The organism is Granulicella sp. 5B5 (assembly GCF_014083945.1).
GTDB lineage: Bacteria > Acidobacteriota > Terriglobia > Terriglobales > Acidobacteriaceae > Granulicella.
In genome coordinates this window covers 485,830-502,062 of the sequence record NZ_CP046444.1, presented here as the reverse complement: position 1 = coordinate 502,062, position 16,233 = coordinate 485,830, and the positions used below count along the sequence as shown (strand labels likewise).

The following is a 16,233-nucleotide window of genomic DNA, read 5'->3' as shown; positions in this document are numbered from 1 at the left end:
TAGCGACGGTGAAGCTGTCGCGAAGATGGGGCACCCAAATCGTTCTGGAGTGTGGATGGCCGCCCAGAGTATCGAGTTCGCGCAGGTGAGCTTCGAGACTCGTTCGCTGAAGAGCGAGGGTGGCCGTCGGCTTTTAAGCGATGTTTCGCTGAGGGTGGAAGCGGGGACGACGACGGCGCTGCTGGGGCGCAGTGGGAGTGGCAAGACGACTCTGCTGCGTACTGTGAATGCGCTGGTGCAGCCGACGAGCGGACGCGTGCTGGTGGGCGGGTGGGATGTCAGTGCGGTGGATGTGATCGCGCTGCGGCGGGGGATTGGGTATGTGATCCAGGAGACGGGGTTGTTTCCGCAGATGACGGTGGAGCGGAATGTGGGAATGGCGCTGGAGCTTCGTGGCGCGTCGAAGACGGAGATTGCGAAGAAGGCTGCGGAGATGCTGGAACTGGTGGGGCTGCCGAGTGATGTGATGCGGCGGTATCCGTGGCAGTTGAGCGGCGGGCAGCGGCAGCGGGTGGGGCTGGCCCGGGCGCTGGCGGGTGAGCCGGAGGTGCTGCTGATGGATGAGCCGTTTGGGGCTCTCGACCCGCTGACTCGTGCGGAGATGCAGACGATGCTACGTGGGTTGCTGCGGCGGGTGGGGACGACGACGCTGATCGTGACACATGATCTGGAGGAGGCGCTGTATCTGGCCGGTCGCGTCGCGCTGCTGGAAGGTGGGCGGGTAGTGGCGGAGATGGCGTCGGGCGAGGTGCGGACGTCGGGGAATGAGGCGGTGCGGGCTTATGTGGCGGCGACGCATCGCGACCCCACTCATGACGATGATGCTGTCATGAATGGGGCTCCCGGCGAGGTGGCGCGGTGAGCGGATTTTTACAGCGGTATGGGGCGCAGATTGCCCGGTTGACATTTGAGCATGTTTGGCTGACAGCGAGTGCGATGCTGTTTGCAGTGCTGATTGCGCTGCCGCTGGGTGTGTGGTTGACGCGGCATGAGCGGTGGGCGCGTCCGGTGCTGGGTGTGGCGAATGTGTTGCAGACGATTCCGAGCCTGGCGCTGTTTGGTTTGCTGCTGCCGGTGCCGTTTCTGGGCGACAGGGCTGCTCGGCTGGCGATTGTTGCGCTGACAGGGTATGCGCTGTTGCCGATCCTGCGGAACACGTATGCGGGGATCAGGAGTGTGGATGCGGCGGTGATTGACGTTGCCAATGCGCTGGGGATGACGGGGTGGCAGCGGCTGACGAAGGTGGAGCTGCCGATGGCGGCGAGCGTGATCCTGGCGGGGCTGCGGACGGCGACGGTGACGTGTGTGGGTGTGGCAACGATTGCTGCGGCGATTGGTGCGGGTGGGCTGGGTGAGCTGATCTTTCGCGGCGTGGCGAGCGTGGATAATGGGCTGGTGCTCGCGGGTGCGGTGCCGGCGGCGCTGCTGGCGCTTTGTGCGGATGGGGTGCTGGGGTTCGCGGAAAAGCGGATGGTGGTGCGGCGGTGAGGCATCCTGCGAAGGATTTCGGTTATCGGTTTCGAGTTTCGGGTTTCGGGTTTCGAGTACTTCGCGTGGCGGGATTGTGTGTGTTGACGGCATTGATTGCGTGTGCGCCGCCGCGGTCTTCGCATGTGGTGATTGGGGCGAAGGATTTTACGGAGCAGGTGGTGCTGGGGGAGTTGCTGGCGCAGGAGATTGAGGCTTCGGGTGGTGGGCCGGTGGAGCGGCGGTTCTGGCTGGCGGGGAGTTATCTGTGCCAGCAGGCGCTGGTGTCGGGGAGGATTGATGGGTATGTGGAGTACACGGGGACGGCGCTGACGGCGATCCTGAAGCAGCCGCTGGATCGGGATGCAGCGCGAGTGGATGCGACGGTGTCGCGGTTGTATGAACAGCGGTACCAGGTGCGCGTGGGGCCAGGGTTGGGTTTTGAGGACACGTTTGCGATGGTGGTGCGCGGGGACGATGCTCGACGTTATGGGCTGAAGACGATTGATGATGTGGTGCCGTTGTCGTCGAAGTGGAGATTGGGCGTGGGGTATGAGTTTGCGGAGAGGCCGGATGGGTTGCGGGGATTGAGCGCGGCGTATGGGCTGCACTTTGCAGGTGAGCCGCGAACGATGGAGCTGGGGTTGCTGTATCGGGCGCTGGCGGCGAGGCAGGTGGACATCGTTGCGGGGAACTCGACGGATGGGGCGATCAAGGCGTTGGACTTTGTGGCGCTGCAGGATGACAGGCACTACTTTCCGCCGTATGAGGCGGTGCCGCTGGTGCGTGAGGACTCGTTGAAGCGGTGGCCGCAGATTGGTGTGGCGATGCAGCGGCTGGCAGGCAAGGTGAGTGCGGACGATATGCGTGCAATGAACCTGGCGGTGGAGAGCCAGCATCGCGATGTGGCGGAGGTGGTGCGGGAGTTCAGAGCTCGCAAGGGGCTTTGAGTATGGAGCGAGGAACTACACTGGTGGGTATGCAGACGTGTGCGCCCGATCCGATGTTGCCGGAGGTGTTTGTGCTGCGAGATGTGCGCGAGCGGCAGATGATGGCGGACCCGAGTATGAAGCAGAGGAAGGACAGGATCTCGGTGGCGCTGTCGGTGTGGGCTTGCATGGACCATTGCAGGCTGGGGGTGCGGTGATGGCGGAGCCGTGGCTGCGTGGGACTTTGACGGATGTGGAGCCGGTACGGCGCGCGGTGCTTCATGCTCTGGAGCTGGCTGGTGAGGATGTCGAGCGCTGGGCGGCGCCACTGAGCGATGTGGAGATGCTGCGCGGCCGCATGGGCTGCCGTCGGTGGGGTTTCAGCTGCGGCATATGGCGCGGTCGCTGGACCGGCTGCTGACGTATGCCGAGGGACGGCAGTTGAGCGAGGATCAGCTACGAGCGCTGCAGTTGGAGATGGATGAGGCTGGGGGTGCGGCGGCTGTACTGCATGAGTTTCGCGAAGGGTTGCAGCGCGCGATAGAACGGGTGAGGGCGATTGCGCCGGAGAGCTTTGCCGAGCCTCGCGGCGTGGGGAGAAAGATGTTGCCGACGACGGTGGCGGGGTTGCTGATCCACTGTGCCGAGCATACTCAGCGGCACAGTGGACAGATGGTGACGACGGTGAAGGTTGTCCGGGGCTAAAGCCCCCTCTTCGTTTTTAGGGCTATGAGACCCGAGGCTGAAGCCTCGGGGTACCTGATTGTCGCCAGGGCCGGCAAAGAGCAAAAGCAGATTCCCTGTGGGAATGGCAAACACAGGGGCTGCGCGAGTTGCTATTCCGGGCAGTTAGGAGTGTTGCCTTCGGCTTTGATCATGCAGGCGCGGTCGTAGTAGTGGACGCCGTTGTGCTCCTGGTAGTCGAGGATGGTGCGGCGGCCGTTGGCGGCGGGGGCGGAGACGAGGGTCTTGCCGGGGGCCGCGGACTTAGGCTCGGATTTGGATTCGCTGAGGGCTTCTGTCATCACGCGGCCTTTGAGCGTGCCGTGGGCGGGGAGGTCGATGCCGAGGATGGCGGCGACGGTGGGTGTGATGTCGATGTTGCCGACGGGTTCGGGATCGACATAGCCGTGCTTGAAGTCAGGGCCGATGGCGGCCATGTTGTTCCAGGTCTGGTCGCGGGCAAGAGCGCCGTGGTTGCCCTGGCCCTCCTGCAGGTTGGTGTCGGTGATCTGGATGCCGGATTGCATGTCGCCGGGCTTGAGGAAGAAGTGTTTGAAGCTGACGACGATGGTGGGCCGGGGCATGTGGCTGGCGCCGACGATGCCGACGCTGCTGAGTGGCAGCGCGCCGGGGCAGGAGGTCGCGGTGGGGCAGAAGCTGTCGTCGACGAATATGCCTGCGATGTAGTCGAGATCGCTGAGGGCGGCGATGGTTTCGTTGACGATGGCGGGGTCTTTGCTGGGGACGTAGAGGAAGTCGGAGCCGCCGTTGGACTCGATGAGGACGCGGGCGTCGGAGCCGTCGAGCTTGTGGATGGAGTCGCCGAGGAGGGCGCTGCCGTTGGCGGGGTAGCTGGAGGTTTCGCCGCTGAGGGGGACTTCGGCGTAGACGGAGTCGCCGGAGGTGGCGCGCTGTGATGGGTCGAAGAGGTGCTGGTGGGTGAAGAGGGCGAGGTCGATGCCGAGGAAGCCGGTGGGCAGCGTGGAGGCGGGCTCGGGCTTGTCGTGGCCGACGGGCTTGTAGGTGAGTGCGGCGGCGGGAGTGGTGATGAGGTCGCCGGTGGAGTCGAGCTCGCGGCGGCTGATGGTGGCGAAGCCGTGGTCGGAGGTGACGAGGACGTCGGTGTTGGCCTTGATGGCGGGGTGCTTGTCGAGCCAGTCGAGCAGCTCGGCGAGGCAGTGGTCGGCGTTGCGGAGGGCGAGCGTTACGGTGGGGCCGTTGATGCCGGGCGAGAGGTTCTGGAAGCTGTCGCCTTGGTTGTGCTGCGTGCCGTCGGGGTCGCGGGACCAGAAGAGGAGGACGAAGGGCTTGCCGGCCTTGGCGAAGTCGGGAAGGATGAGTTTGGTGGTGACGTCGGCGAGCCATTGCTCCTGCACGGTGTTGGCGGCGAGTGTGCCGGCCTGGGCGCCGTTGCCGGAGAAGCCGTTGGACCACTGCGAGTCCGCGGGGAAGCCGTTGGTGCGCAGCGGGGCTTCAGTGGGCAGGCCGGAGTGGAGGAGCTGGTCGGCGAAGTCGAGAGGCAGCGGGACGCTGTTGGCGTGGCCGGTGGACTCGTCGAGGATGAGGGTTTCGGGGATGTCCATCTGACCGAGTTCGTTACGGTGGACGGAGGGCAGAAGCTGGATGGCGGTGGGGCCGAGCTTGCCGACGGCGGCGACGCTGAAGCCGGCTTTGTGCGCGGCCTCGAGGAGTGTGGTTTCGCCGAGGTAGTTGCCGTTGTAGGCGGCGTTCATGGTGGCGAGGACGGAGTCGTTCTCAAGGAAGGGTGCGATGCCGTCAGAAGGCGCGGGGGCGAAGGGGTCGGTGAGGTAGAAGCCGGGGTAGATGACGTTGCCGTAGTCGCCGGTGTCGCCGAGGCCGTGGCCGGTGGCGATGGCGGAGGCGTTGGCGGTGGTGACGGATGGGTAGACGGAGTGGCTGTTGCGGAGGTCGACGCCTTCGGTGCGGAGGCGGTAGAGCGTGGGCATGTCCTCGGGTGTGACCGAGTTGCGGCGGAGACCGTCGGCGACAAAGAGGATGACGTTGTGGTGCGGGTGCGCCTCTGGAGCGGATTGCTGGGCGCGGGAGGCGACAGTGAGAGCGGCGAAGGAGAAGAGAAGGGCAGCGGACCGGCGCGCAGAGGGAAGCATAGAGGTCATTAAAGCAGTATCGGAGCCGCGTGTGAAACGGCAGTGAAGGGGGCGGGCTAGTGAGCCTGCGTGTTGGAGTGCTGGTTGAGCTGGTTGAGGACGCGTTTGAGGTCGTCGAGCTTTTGGCCAGCCTGAGTCAGCTTGCCGGCGGCAGTAAGGTGCTGGTAGTCGTCGAAGTCCTGCGCGGCTTGCGAGATGAGGGCACTGTTGTTGGCGGCGGCTGTGGGTGCAGGGGATGGAGTGGCAGAGGGCGTAGAGGTGTCGGTGTCTGTGGAAGTGGTGGCGTTGAGCGACGAGGGCTGGTCGTTGAAGAGAGAGGCGAGGGCACTCTGGAAGTTGGGGCCGTAGGCGAGGCGGTCCTGCAGAGCGAGCACAACGAGGCGGAGCTCGGGCATGGGGCTTTGCTGGGCCTGGAGGTAGATGGGCTCGGCGTAGAGAAGTGCCTTGCCGGAGGGGATGACGAGGAGGCTGCCGCGCAGGACGTGGGAGCCCTGCTGGTTCCAGAGGGTGAGCTGGCCAGAGAGCTGGGCGTTCTGGTCGATGCGGGCTTCGATCTGTTGCGGGCCGTCGATGAGGCGGGTCTTGGGGAAGTCGTAGACGATGGCGGAACCGTAGTGAGGATCGTCGCAGCGGGCGGCGATCCAGCCAATGAGGTTGTTGCGGTTGGCCGGGGTGAATGGGAGTATCTCGACGAACTCGGCGTTCGTCTCGCCGGGCAGCTTCATGAGGACGAAGTTGGGCTGCATGGGCTGGGCACCAGATTGGCCGGAGTCGTCAGAGGTGGGCTGGTTGGTGGTCTCGGTGGCGACGGTCCAGAGGTCTTCGCGGTTGAAAAAGACCTCGGGAACAGTCATATGGTAAAGCGCATAGACCTGTGCCTGAAGGCTGAAGAGGGTTTCAGGGTAGCGGATGTGATGACGGAGGTCCGGGGGCATGGATACGGCATCGCGGAAGAGAGCTGGAAAGATATGACGCCAGGCGGCGATGAGCGGGTCTGACGGGTCGAAGACGTAGAAGGTGGTGGTGCCGTTGTAGGCGTCGACGACGGCCTTGACGCTGTTGCGGATGTAGTTGACGGAGGTGCCGTCGGGCAGGGTGTAGTGTGTGGCGTCGGGGTAGGAGTCGGAGGCGGTGTAGGCGTCGAGTATCCAGGAGAGGCGGCCGTCCTCGCCGACGACGAGGTAGGGGTCGGAGTCGAAGGTGAGGAAGGGCGCGAGCACTGCGACGCGCTGGCGGATGTTGCGGCGCATGAGCAGGCGGCTGTCAGGGGTGATGTCGTCAGAGAAAGGTACTTTGCCGAGGTCGCCGCGATCGGTGGCGAGGAGGATGCGGCGTAGCTCGCCGCCGATAGGGATGCCGCCGGTGCCCTGATAGGAGGTGAGGTTGTTGGACTGGCCCTGTGGGTAGTCGAACTCCTGCTGGTGGGTCTTGACGTAGACGTCGGTGTTGGTGAGCTCGCCGAAGTAGAGCTCGGGGCGGGAGACGGAGAGGCCGGGGACGGTGCTCTGGACGGGCATGTTGCTGAGCAGGAGGTTGGGCAGGCCTTCGGCTGTGAAGCCGTTGACGGGGTTCATGGTGACGCCGTAGCCGTGGGTGTAGATGAGCTTCTCGTTGATCCAGTTGCGGCTGCTGTCAGGGAGTTTATTGACGTTGAGCTCGCGGCCGGCGAGCATGACCTCGCGGGTGGTGCCGTCGAGGTTGTACCGGTCGATGTCGATGTCGGGGAAGTCGTAGTAGGTGCGGATCTCCTGGACCTGGCGGAGGGTGTCCTGGAGGGCGTGCCAGTCCCAGAGGCGGATGTTCTGGAGGGTGGGCTGATTGTTGGCGGGGTCGGCGGCGGCGACGGTGGTTTCGGCAGGGAACTCCTTGCGGTCGAAGCGGTCGAGGCCGAAGGCCGCGCGGGTGCTCTGGATGTTGTGCGCGATGTAGGGTGTTTCGCGATCAAGCTGATTGGGGCGGACGACGAAGCTGTCGACGTACCAGCCGACGAGCGAAAGCGCCACATAGGCGACGACGGCCGGAACGGCAGAGGTGAAGATCGCCTTACCGTGGCCCGAACGCATGGCGTTGTAAGCGGCCAGGCCGGCTCCAACGAGGAGAGCGAGTGCGACGAAGAGGAGACCGGGGATGAGTATGTGCGCGTCGGTGTAGGTGACGCCGTCGAAGAGGGTATGCGTGTTGAGGAGCGTTTGAAAGCGGCTGACGTAGACGTTTGCAGAGAGGACGAGGAGGAAGAAGGCCAGCGCCCAGGAGAGGCCTCGCCAGAGTGAAGGGGCGTAGCGGTGGATGTCTGCGCCTTCGGTGCGGGCCTGCACGGCGCGTGTGCTGCTGGCCAGCAACGCCATGAAGATGGCTGCGAAGCCGATGACGAAGGCCAGGGTGAGCAGCCAGTTGAGCAGCAGGTTCAGCATCGGGAGCGTAAAGAGAAAGAAGCTGAGGGGGCGGCTGAAGACCGGGTCCGTGACCGTGGAGGCGCGAGGAGCGTAGAGATAGAGCGCGAAGGTGGGCCAGGAGGCGAGCATCGAAGTGCCGCTGAGAAACCCGGCGATGATGGCGATGACCCATGTGACGCCGCGAAGGATCGGGTCGATGGAGAGGTTGAGCGGACTGCCCTGAATGTAGATTTTGTGGGAGCGGGGAAGATCGCCAGCGTGCGAGCGGCGGAGCAGGGTGAAGACCGTGAAGAGGATGGCGAAGGTGAGCAGCGCGAAGACTATGCAGACAGCCGCGCTGAGCAGTGTGGTGCGCCAGAAGACCTGGCTGTAGCCGAGCGAGTGGAACCAGAGGAGATCGACCCACTCCGCGAGCAGTGTGCGGGCGCTGAAGATGATAACGAGGACGACTGCGGCGAGGGCCAGGAGAAGACGTCTGTGTACGCGATGCGGTGGCGGGAAGGGAGCGTCGAGGGTCTTGAGGTCTTGAGGCAAGGGCGGGCACCTGCGAGAGACTTGGCGGGAGAAAGTTCCGGCGATGGACTCTAGCGGGATTCTACTCGTATGTCGGCTGGCGAGGTGTTTTGGGTGTTCTTGTTGTGGTGTTGGCTCCCCCGGGTCTTGAGGGTAAGATGCGCAGCGGATTGAGGTTAGGGGTGGAACCCTGTTTCGGTGGAGCCTGAGATACAAAGCCCGGCGTGGGCCGGGCTTTGCTGTATCGCTGATTTAAGTGTAGCGCGGCTGTCAAGTGTGCCTGTTGAGTTAGAGCTCGGCAGGGGTGTCCCAGGTGGAGAAGACGAAGGCGCTGAGGGGTTTGCGGGTGCGTGTGAAGGTTTCCATGGCGCGGGCGCGTTCTGAGAGGATGGCAGGGTCGCCGAGGTAGCCGATGGCCCAGCTGGCGCCGATCTCGAAGTCGGCGGGGATGTTGAAGTGGGCGCGGGCTTTTTCGCGGTCGAAACCCCCGATGCCGTGGGTATGCAGGCCGAGGGCTGTGGCTTCGAGGGACATATTGGCGGAGGCGGCGCCGGTGTCGTGCAAGGCGTAGGGGTTGGGAGCGCCGCCGAAGGGGCCGGGCGAGAAGGTGGACTTGCCGGTGGAGAGGACGAGCACGGGTGCGTGTTGCGCCCAGGCCTGGTTGGCTTCGACCATGGAGTCGAGGATCTTGGAGAAGGTGTCGTCGCCGTTGCGGCCGACGAGGAAGCGCCACGGCTGCTCATTGGCGGAGGAGGCTGCCCAGGCGGCTGCGGTGAAGATCTTGGTGAGGTCTTCGGTGGTGACGGGCTTGTCGCTGTAGGCGCGGGGAGACCAGCGGCTGGCGAGGAGGTCGTGGAGGCCGAGTTCGGCGGGAGCGTGTTTTACGTGGTCGAGGTCGGACATGGGTTCTCCTGGAGCTTAGATGTCTCGTCATCAGAGTGTATTCAAAGTTTGTCCGGTGGTAAGATTTGCTACCAGAGGTGCTGAAGATGCCTGATATTCAGAAGGTCAGTGTTGCGTTGACGGGGGAGCAGGTGGCTGCCCTCAAGGATGCCGTTGAGACGGGCGAGTATGCGACGACGAGCGAGGTTGTCCGTGAGGCGCTAAGGGAATGGCAGTGGGGACGTGAGCTGCGGATGAAAGAGATTGAGTGGCTGCGGAAGGCATGGGATGAGGGGAAGGCCAGCGGACGAGCGGAGCCGATGGATTGGGTTGAGCTGAGGGCGGAGGCAAGGCGCAGGGTTGAGAAGAAGACGGAAGAGGCTGCGTGAAACCTCGGCTTCGGTGGCGTCCGAGGTCTCGTGCGGATTTGCTGGATATCTATGAAGTGATCGCTTTAGATAAGCCCTTGGCTGCTGAACGGTGGCTGACGGAGATCGAAGAGCGGGCGGCCATGCTTGTCGAGCATCCGCGTCTAGGCGTTCGCAGACCCGAATTTGAACCATCGGCGCGCATTCTGTCGGTTGGAAATTATTTGATCGTGTACGAGACGCACCCCGATACAGATGAGGGTGCAGTCGATGAGGTTGAGATTGTGCGTGTGGTGCATGGGCAGAGGGATTTGAGCCGGGTGTTTTGAGTTGGATTGTGGTGGTCGTGAAACTGCGTCTCAGAAGCGAGAGATGGGTACCCGGCCTAGAATACGGGCAGTGTGGAATGTTCCCAGTGCGTATAGCAGGCATTCTGTCCTGCGAGTGGCGTTGACGCTTTTGTTTGTGTCGATCTTGTGTGGCGAATGTTTGGGGCAGAGTGTGCATGCCTCACATTCACCGACGTCCTCCATCACGAGTACCACTACGCTGGTGGTCGTTCCTGCATTGGTACGGACGCCTTCTGCGGATGCGCTCCCGGCGTTGAGGGCTTCGGACTTTCAGCTGACCGATAACGGAGTGGCGCAGAGGGTCACGCTCGATGACGTGGAGCATCAACCCCTCGCGGTGCTGGTCCTGCTGCAGACGGGCGGGGCTGCCGTTGAACAGTTGCCCTCCTACGCCAAACTTGGCACGATGCTCACGTATCTAACGGCTAACCATCCGTACAGAGTTGCTTTGACGAGCTTCGATAGCCAGCCGGAGTATGCCTGGGATTTCGCGCCGCGGGTGTCGGAGATTGAAGATGGGTTTGTTCATCCGAAGCAAGGCGACCGCGGTGCGGCGATTCTGGATGCCGTCGATTATGGGATTGATCTGCTGAGCAAGCAGCCACCGGCGTACCGCCGCATCATCCTGCTGATCAGCCAGACGCATGACGATAACAGCAGCGTCAAGGCCGAAGAGATCGTCCGGCGTCTCGGCGAGAACAACATCACGATCGAATGTCTTACGTTTTCACCGGAGAAGGCTTGGCTGAAGGACCAGTTCACCAAGCCGCGCCACGAGAACGCGCCCTATCAGTACGCGCCCAATCTTCCACCGATGCTGCACGCGTTCAATCTGGGCGAGCCTCTTGGGGTAGCGATCAAAGCGATGCGCGAGGACACTTCGGCGACCGTTGCCGCGCTTTCCGGGGGTGAATCGCTTCCGTTTTCATCGAAGTCTGAGCTTGAACAGCAGCTCGCGGTTCTGGCGAATCACTTCGCCAATACGTACTCGCTGAGCTTTCGCCCCAGCTCAAAGACGCCGGGCTTCCATGCGCTACAGCTACGGATCGCCGGGCATCCTGAGTTCCAGGTGTCGGCTCGTGCCAGCTACTGGTCGTCCGGTGATGGCAACTCGTCGCAGTGAACTAGCTGACGAGGTGGCCCATTTTTTCGTGCTTGGTTTGGAGGTAGCGCTCGAAGGTGGGTTCGGTGGGGATGGTGGCGGAGATGCGCTCGGCGACCTTGATGCCGTCGGCTTCGAGGGCGGAGACCTTTTCGGGGTTGTTGGTGATGAGGCGGACTGATTTCACGCCTAGATGTTTCAGGATGGCCGCCGGGAGCTCGAACTCGCGGTAGTCGGCGCGGTAGCCTAGTTGCTCGTTGGCTTCGATGGTGTCGAGGCCCTGGTCCTGGAGCTCGTAGGCGCGGAGCTTGGCCATGAGGCCGATGCCGCGGCCCTCCTGCTGTTCATAGAGGAGGATGCCGGTGCCTTCGGCGGCGATGCGGGCGAGGGCGAGGTGGAGCTGGTCGTGGCAGTCGCAGCGGAGGGAGTGGAAGACGTCTCCGGTGAGGCACTGGGAGTGAATGCGGATGATGGGCGGGACTGGCTGGCCACTGGCATCGAGGGCGTGGATGTCACCCATGACGAGCGCGACGGCGGACTCGCAGGGCTTGCGGCCGGGGTCGACGGGGTTGAAGGTGCCTTCAAAGCCGAGGATGCGGAAGTGTCCCCAGCGGGTGGGGAAGTCTGCATCGGCGACCTGGCGAACGCTTACAAGCGGCATATCAACATTATAGATTCGCGGGAGGCGGGGAAGATTCATTGAGAAGCAGGGAGTAGGGAATAGGGAGTGGGGAATAGAGGGGACAAGATAGAGTAGAGGCGTGGTTGCGAATGACTCCAAGCTGATACTGATTACGCTGCTCGTCGAGCTGGGTGTGGCGGCGGCGGTGGCGAGCTCGCTGGCGCGGGCGAACCGGTTCAAGCGGCTGCTGCTGATGAAGGAGCGCAGCGCCGGGGAGACGCTGCAGCTGATTGTGTGGATCTGTCTGCCGCTGATGCTGGGCGTGCTGATCCGGGTGCGGGTGCCGAACTTTCTGGCGGCGGACCTGTCGTTTCAGGCGACGGCGATTGTGGGGCTGCTGCTGGGGCCGTGGTGGGGCATGGTCGGCGGTGTGCTGCTGGCGCTGCCGGCGGTGAAGCATGGCGAGTTCTTTGCGCTGGCTGTGAACCTGCTGGTGGCGATGATCTTTGGGGCGTACAAGCGGTTCTCGGATGAGGAGGACATCTGGGGGTTTACGCCGCTGATCGACCTGAGCCTGTATCGGTGGGTGATGCGGACGGTGACGCATCCGCATCTGGACCGGCAGATTTTTTTGCTGATGCTGCTGACGGTGACGCAGTTCGTGGCGAGCGTGTTGAGCCATTGGTATCCGCACCGGTACTTTGCGCTGTACTCGAACTATTGGTATGTGGAGCTGCTGATCTGTGCGTGCGCGCCGGTGGTGGTGGGGATTCCGCTGAAGATATGGAACGCGGTGCGGATTGAGCGCAAGCTGGAGGAGCAGACGAGGCTGCTGCTGGAGGCGAGGCTGGATGCGTTGCAGCGGCAGATCAATCCGCATTTCTTGTTCAATACGCTGAACTCGATTGCGTCGCTGGTGCGGAGCAAGCCGGAGCTGGCGCGCGAGATGATTGTGAAGCTGGCGAATATTCTGCGGGCGCTGCTGCGGGATCGCGATGCGTTTGTGCCGCTGGAGGAGGAGCTGGCGTTTACCGATGACTACCTGGACATCGAGGTGGTGCGGTTTGGGGCGAAGCTGAAGGTGGTGAAGGACATCGCGGAGAATACGCTGCCGGTTGTAGTGCCGAGCATGGTGCTGCAGCCGCTGATCGAGAACAGCATCAAGCATGGGCTGGAGCCGCGGATCGGCGGCGGTACGGTGACGCTGCGGAGCCGGATTGTGGACAACATGCTGGTGCTGGAGGTGGAAGACGATGGCGTGGGGATGGAGCCGGGTGGGCCGGTGACTAGCGCGGTGAGCGGGGTGGTCCGTGAGGGGTCGGGGATTGGGATGAAGAATGTGAAGGAGCGGCTGCAGGTGCTGTATGGGGATGCGGCGCAGGTGGAACTGGTGAGTAGGCCGGGACGCGGAACGAGGGTTCGACTGATGATGCCGATTGCGGAGGTGGAGGACGTGGGCTGGCTAGGCAGAGTGGGAGCGGAAACGCAGTCCCTCCGGGGTTAAACCCCCTTCATTGTTAAGCGTTCTTATGAAACCCGAGGAGACCTCAGGCTTAAGCCTGAGGCTACCAGCCTCGGGCTACCTATTTTCGCTTTGTTAGAATGATGGTTCCGGTGGACCTGACGCAGATGGCAGAGCTGATTGAGACGATAGCGGGAGCGACGGGGCGGCCGATTGCGGTCGACCGGCGGCCGAAGCTGCAGGACCGGCTGCAGCACAGGATCGTTCGGAAGAACAAGAAATCAATGCAGGACGAAGGACAGAGGAAGACGATGACTGAGATTGTGTCGATTCATGCGCGAGAGATTCTGGATAGCCGTGGCAACCCGACGGTGGAAGCGGATGTGGTGCTGGAAGATGGCGTGCGTGGGCGCGCCGCGGTGCCGAGTGGCGCCTCGACCGGTGAGCACGAAGCGGTGGAGCTGCGCGATGGCGACAAGAGCCATTACCTGGGCAAGGGCGTGCTGAAGGCCGTCGACAACATTGAGAGCATTATTGCGCCGGAGCTGGCGGGGATGGATGCCAGCAATCAGAAGCTGATCGACGCAACGATGATTGCGCTCGACGGCACGGAGAACAAGGGCAAGCTGGGCGCGAACGCGATCCTGGCGGTGTCAATGGCGACGGCGCGGGCGGCGGCGGAGTCGCTGGGGCTGCCGCTGTATCGCTATCTGGGCGGCGTGAATGCTTGCATTCTGCCGACGCCGATGATGAACATTTTGAACGGTGGCGCCCATGCTGATAACAACGTGGACTTTCAGGAGTTCATGGTGATGCCGGTGGGCGCGGAGACGTTCAGCGACGCGCTGCGGTGGGGGACCGAGGTCTTCCACACGCTGAAGGGCGTGCTGAAGAAGAAGGGCTACAACACGGCGGTGGGCGATGAGGGTGGCTTTGCACCGTCGCTGAAGTCGAACGTGGAGGCGCTTGAGGTGATTCTGGAGGCGATTGAGCTGGCGGGGTACAAGGCCGGCGAGCAGATTGCGATTGCGCTGGACCCGGCTTCGAGCGAGTTCTATGACAAGAAGAGTGGCAAGTATATCTTCAAGAAGTCGGACAAGAGCGAGAAGAGCAGCGAGCAGATGGCGAGCTACTGGGAGAGCTGGGTGCGGCAGTATCCGATCATCAGCCTGGAAGACGGCATGGATGAGAACGACTGGGGCGGTTGGAAGATCCTGACGGAGAAGGTCGGCAGCAAGGTGCAGCTGGTGGGCGATGACCTGTTCGTGACCAACACCAGGAAGCTGCAGCGCGGCATCGAAGAGGGCGTGGCGAACTCGATTCTGGTGAAGGTGAACCAGATTGGGACGATCTCTGAGACGCTGGATGCGATTGAGCTGGCGCGCCGGAATGGGTATACGTCGATCATCTCGCACCGCTCGGGTGAGACCGAGGACACGTTCATTGCGGACCTCGCGGTGGGCACGGGAGCGGGGCAGATCAAGACGGGCTCGGCTTCGCGCACGGACAGAATTGCGAAGTACAACCAGCTACTGAGGATTGAGGAAGAGCTCGGGCAGGGTGCGGAGTTTCTTGGCCGGTTGAGTGTGAACTGCGGAGCGTAAGAGATGCGAAAGAACGGACCGGTCATCCTGACCATTCTTGACGGCTGGGGTTACCGGGCCGAGTCTCATGCGAATGCGATTGCGCAGGCGCGGAAACCTACCTATGACATGCTGCTGCGGGAGTATCCGAACACGGTGATCCGCGCGAGCGAGCACTTTGTGGGGCTGCCGGATGGGCAGATGGGTAACTCCGAGGTGGGGCATCTGAACCTGGGCGCGGGGCGCGTGGTGCGGATGGATATGACGCGGATCGATACTGCTATCATGACCGGTGCGCTATATGAAGACTCGACGCTGCTGGCGGCGATGAAGCACGCGAGCGTCGAGGGGCGGGCGCTGCATCTGATCGGGTTGGTGAGCGATGGTGGGGTGCACTCGCATGTGCGGCATTTGTATGCGCTGCTGAAGATGGCGGCGCAGCAGGGGCTGACGCGGGTGTTTGTCCATGCGTTTATGGATGGGCGCGATACGCTGCCGACGAGTGGGGCCGGGTATCTGGAGGAGCTGCAGCAGAAGTTTGCGGAGTATGGCGTGGGGCGGCTCGCGAGTGTGAGCGGGCGGTACTTTGCGATGGACCGCGACTATCGGTGGGAGAAAGAGCGCAAGGCCTTCGATGCGATGGTGACGGGGCAGGCTCCGGGGGGGAAGTATGTGGATGCTGTTGTGCGGGTTCGTGAGAGCTATAACAACGAAGTGACCGATGAGTTTGTCGAGCCGTTTGTGTGCGTGGATAGCGACGGCAAGCCGGTTGGGTTGATTGCGGATAATGATACGGTGATCTGCTTCAACTATCGTGCGGACCGTGTACGGCAGGTGACGCGGGTGCTGGCACGGCGGAGCGGGTTGAACGCGGCGATGGGGATGGACCTGCCGAAGGCTGCCGAGCTTGAGGCGGAGATCCCGATGGCGAGTGTGCCGCAGGGGCTGCATTATGTGTCGATGACGCAGTATGACCCGAAGTTCAAGGTGCCGATGGTGATCCAGCCGGAGAGCATGGACAACCTGCTGGCGAACCTGATGGAGCGCGCACAGTTGCGGAACCTGCGGGTGGCGGAGACGGAGAAGTATGCGCATGTGACGTACTTCTTCAACGGTGGGATTGAGAAGCCGTTTGCAGGCGAGGACCGCGAGTTGGTGCAGTCGAAGAAGGTGGCGACGTATGACCTGGCGCCGGAGATGTCGTGCGAGGGGATTGGCGATGTGGTGTGCCGGTCGATCAACGATACGGCGTTCGATGTGATTATCGTGAACTTTGCGAACGCGGACATGGTGGGGCACTCGGGCAAGATGGAGCCGACGGTGAAGGCTGTGGAGGCTGTGGATGCGCAGCTGGCGCGGATTTATCAGGCGGTGAAGCAGCATGGGGCGTCGTGGATTATTACGGCAGACCATGGCAATGCGGAGCTGATGGTCGACCCGGTGACGGGTGGGCCGCACACGGCGCATACGACGAACCCGGTGCCGTTTGTGCTGGTGACGGACCAGGCGAGGAAGATTGGTGTGCGTGAGGGTGGGTCGCTGCGGGATATTTCGCCGACGGTGCTGGGGCTGATGGAGATGGGGCTGCCGGTGGAGATGACGGGTGGGGATTTGCGGGTGGTGCCGAGCGTCGGCTAAGAGCAACGGCAAAGGCTTTCCCGCAAAGGACGCCAGGAAAAGCGCAAAGTTTCGCCATGGGTGGAGTCGCCA

General features: G+C 62.9%; 16 protein-coding genes. 12 read left to right on the top strand and 4 right to left on the bottom strand.

Annotation, left to right across the window (positions count from 1 at the left end):
* The first annotated feature begins 55 nt into the window (after window positions 1-55).
* The 6 genes from GOB94_RS02170 (at window position 56) to GOB94_RS17035 (ending at window position 3,101) form a co-directional block, all read left to right on the top strand.
* Window positions 56-862 carry an ABC transporter ATP-binding protein gene (locus tag GOB94_RS02170; RefSeq protein WP_182277302.1) on the top strand — a complete coding sequence of 269 codons (807 nt, stop codon included), beginning with the start codon at window positions 56-58 and terminating at the stop codon, window positions 860-862.
* A complete protein-coding gene (locus tag GOB94_RS02165) occupies window positions 859-1,488 on the top strand; it encodes an ABC transporter permease (protein ID WP_182277301.1) in 630 nt (209 codons plus the stop codon). Before GOB94_RS02170 ends, GOB94_RS02165 begins: the two co-directional genes overlap by 4 nt.
* A 74-nt stretch (window positions 1,489-1,562) precedes the next feature.
* Entirely contained in the window at window positions 1,563-2,417 is an 855-nt protein-coding gene (locus GOB94_RS02160) for a glycine betaine ABC transporter substrate-binding protein (RefSeq protein ID WP_255484371.1), read from the top strand.
* A 2-nt stretch (window positions 2,418-2,419) separates the two neighbouring features.
* A complete protein-coding gene (locus tag GOB94_RS02155) occupies window positions 2,420-2,614 on the top strand; it encodes a hypothetical protein (protein ID WP_182277299.1) in 195 nt (64 codons plus the stop codon).
* Complete coding sequence (locus tag GOB94_RS17040) at window positions 2,614-2,817, top strand: hypothetical protein (RefSeq protein ID WP_346265638.1); 204 nt, start codon at window positions 2,614-2,616, stop codon at window positions 2,815-2,817. Before GOB94_RS02155 ends, GOB94_RS17040 begins: the two co-directional genes overlap by 1 nt.
* Window positions 2,790-3,101, top strand: a complete 312-nt coding sequence (locus GOB94_RS17035; protein ID WP_346265637.1) for a DinB family protein — start codon at window positions 2,790-2,792, stop codon at window positions 3,099-3,101. The genes GOB94_RS17040 and GOB94_RS17035 overlap by 28 nt, the downstream gene beginning before the upstream one ends.
* Before the next feature lie 131 nt (window positions 3,102-3,232).
* Here the strand turns inward: GOB94_RS17035 and GOB94_RS02145 are convergent, their stop codons facing one another.
* The 3 genes from GOB94_RS02145 to GOB94_RS02135 form a co-directional block, all read right to left on the bottom strand.
* Window positions 3,233-5,248 carry an alkaline phosphatase family protein gene (locus GOB94_RS02145; protein ID WP_220464977.1) on the bottom strand — a complete coding sequence of 672 codons (2,016 nt, stop codon included), beginning with the start codon at window positions 5,246-5,248 and terminating at the stop codon, window positions 3,233-3,235.
* A gap of 56 nt (window positions 5,249-5,304) precedes the next feature.
* Entirely contained in the window at window positions 5,305-8,175 is a 2,871-nt protein-coding gene (locus GOB94_RS02140) for a UPF0182 family protein (protein WP_182277297.1), read from the bottom strand.
* A 267-nt stretch (window positions 8,176-8,442) separates the two neighbouring features.
* Window positions 8,443-9,057 carry a nitroreductase family protein gene (locus GOB94_RS02135; protein ID WP_182277296.1) on the bottom strand — a complete coding sequence of 205 codons (615 nt, stop codon included), beginning with the start codon at window positions 9,055-9,057 and terminating at the stop codon, window positions 8,443-8,445.
* Between the two features lie 86 nt (window positions 9,058-9,143).
* Here GOB94_RS02135 and GOB94_RS02130 point away from each other — a divergent pair, with 86 nt between their 5' ends.
* The 3 genes from GOB94_RS02130 (at window position 9,144) to GOB94_RS02120 (ending at window position 10,877) form a co-directional block, all read left to right on the top strand.
* Window positions 9,144-9,425, top strand: a complete 282-nt coding sequence (locus tag GOB94_RS02130; protein ID WP_182277295.1) for a type II toxin-antitoxin system ParD family antitoxin — start codon at window positions 9,144-9,146, stop codon at window positions 9,423-9,425.
* A gap of 38 nt (window positions 9,426-9,463) precedes the next feature.
* Complete coding sequence (locus tag GOB94_RS02125) at window positions 9,464-9,733, top strand: type II toxin-antitoxin system RelE/ParE family toxin (RefSeq protein WP_220464976.1); 270 nt, start codon at window positions 9,464-9,466, stop codon at window positions 9,731-9,733.
* 172 nt (window positions 9,734-9,905) lie between these two features.
* Window positions 9,906-10,877 carry a hypothetical protein gene (locus GOB94_RS02120; RefSeq protein WP_182277293.1) on the top strand — a complete coding sequence of 324 codons (972 nt, stop codon included), beginning with the start codon at window positions 9,906-9,908 and terminating at the stop codon, window positions 10,875-10,877.
* A 1-nt stretch (window position 10,878) separates the two neighbouring features.
* On the opposite strand, the gene ribA is transcribed toward GOB94_RS02120, so the two are convergent.
* Entirely contained in the window at window positions 10,879-11,517 is a 639-nt protein-coding gene (gene ribA / locus GOB94_RS02115) for a GTP cyclohydrolase II (protein WP_182277292.1), read from the bottom strand.
* Window positions 11,518-11,617: 100 nt separating this feature from the next.
* On the opposite strand from ribA, the gene GOB94_RS02110 reads away from it, so the two are divergent.
* The 3 genes from GOB94_RS02110 to gpmI all read left to right on the top strand — a co-directional run bounded on the left by GOB94_RS02110 (window position 11,618) and on the right by gpmI (window position 16,161).
* The gene (locus GOB94_RS02110; RefSeq protein WP_182277291.1) at window positions 11,618-12,982 is read left to right on the top strand and encodes a histidine kinase; all 1,365 of its coding nucleotides are present in this window, start codon (window positions 11,618-11,620) and stop codon (window positions 12,980-12,982) included.
* Between the two features lie 269 nt (window positions 12,983-13,251).
* Entirely contained in the window at window positions 13,252-14,544 is a 1,293-nt protein-coding gene (gene eno / locus GOB94_RS02105) for a phosphopyruvate hydratase (RefSeq protein ID WP_182278373.1), read from the top strand.
* Between the two features lie 3 nt (window positions 14,545-14,547).
* On the top strand, window positions 14,548-16,161 hold the full coding sequence (gpmI, locus tag GOB94_RS02100; RefSeq protein WP_182277290.1) for a 2,3-bisphosphoglycerate-independent phosphoglycerate mutase: 1,614 nt from the start codon (window positions 14,548-14,550) through the stop codon (window positions 16,159-16,161).
* Window positions 16,162-16,233: the final 72 nt, after the last annotated feature.

What these genes read in the sequence shown, in the direction of transcription:
- eno (WP_182278373.1), top strand. Translation starts at nt 13,252, where the DNA reads ATGACTGAGATTGTGTCGATTCATGCGCGAGAGATTCTGGATAGCCGT.
- GOB94_RS17040 (WP_346265638.1), top strand. Translation starts at nt 2,614, where the DNA reads ATGGCGGAGCCGTGGCTGCGTGGGACTTTGACGGATGTGGAGCCGGTA.
- GOB94_RS02130 (WP_182277295.1), top strand. Translation starts at nt 9,144, where the DNA reads ATGCCTGATATTCAGAAGGTCAGTGTTGCGTTGACGGGGGAGCAGGTG.
- GOB94_RS02170 (WP_182277302.1), top strand. Translation starts at nt 56, where the DNA reads ATGGCCGCCCAGAGTATCGAGTTCGCGCAGGTGAGCTTCGAGACTCGT.
- ribA (WP_182277292.1), bottom strand. Translation starts at nt 11,517, where the DNA reads ATGCCGCTTGTAAGCGTTCGCCAGGTCGCCGATGCAGACTTCCCCACC.
- GOB94_RS02155 (WP_182277299.1), top strand. Translation starts at nt 2,420, where the DNA reads ATGGAGCGAGGAACTACACTGGTGGGTATGCAGACGTGTGCGCCCGAT.
- gpmI (WP_182277290.1), top strand. Translation starts at nt 14,548, where the DNA reads ATGCGAAAGAACGGACCGGTCATCCTGACCATTCTTGACGGCTGGGGT.
- GOB94_RS02135 (WP_182277296.1), bottom strand. Translation starts at nt 9,057, where the DNA reads ATGTCCGACCTCGACCACGTAAAACACGCTCCCGCCGAACTCGGCCTC.
- GOB94_RS17035 (WP_346265637.1), top strand. Translation starts at nt 2,790, where the DNA reads ATGGCGCGGTCGCTGGACCGGCTGCTGACGTATGCCGAGGGACGGCAG.
- GOB94_RS02145 (WP_220464977.1), bottom strand. Translation starts at nt 5,248, where the DNA reads ATGCTTCCCTCTGCGCGCCGGTCCGCTGCCCTTCTCTTCTCCTTCGCC.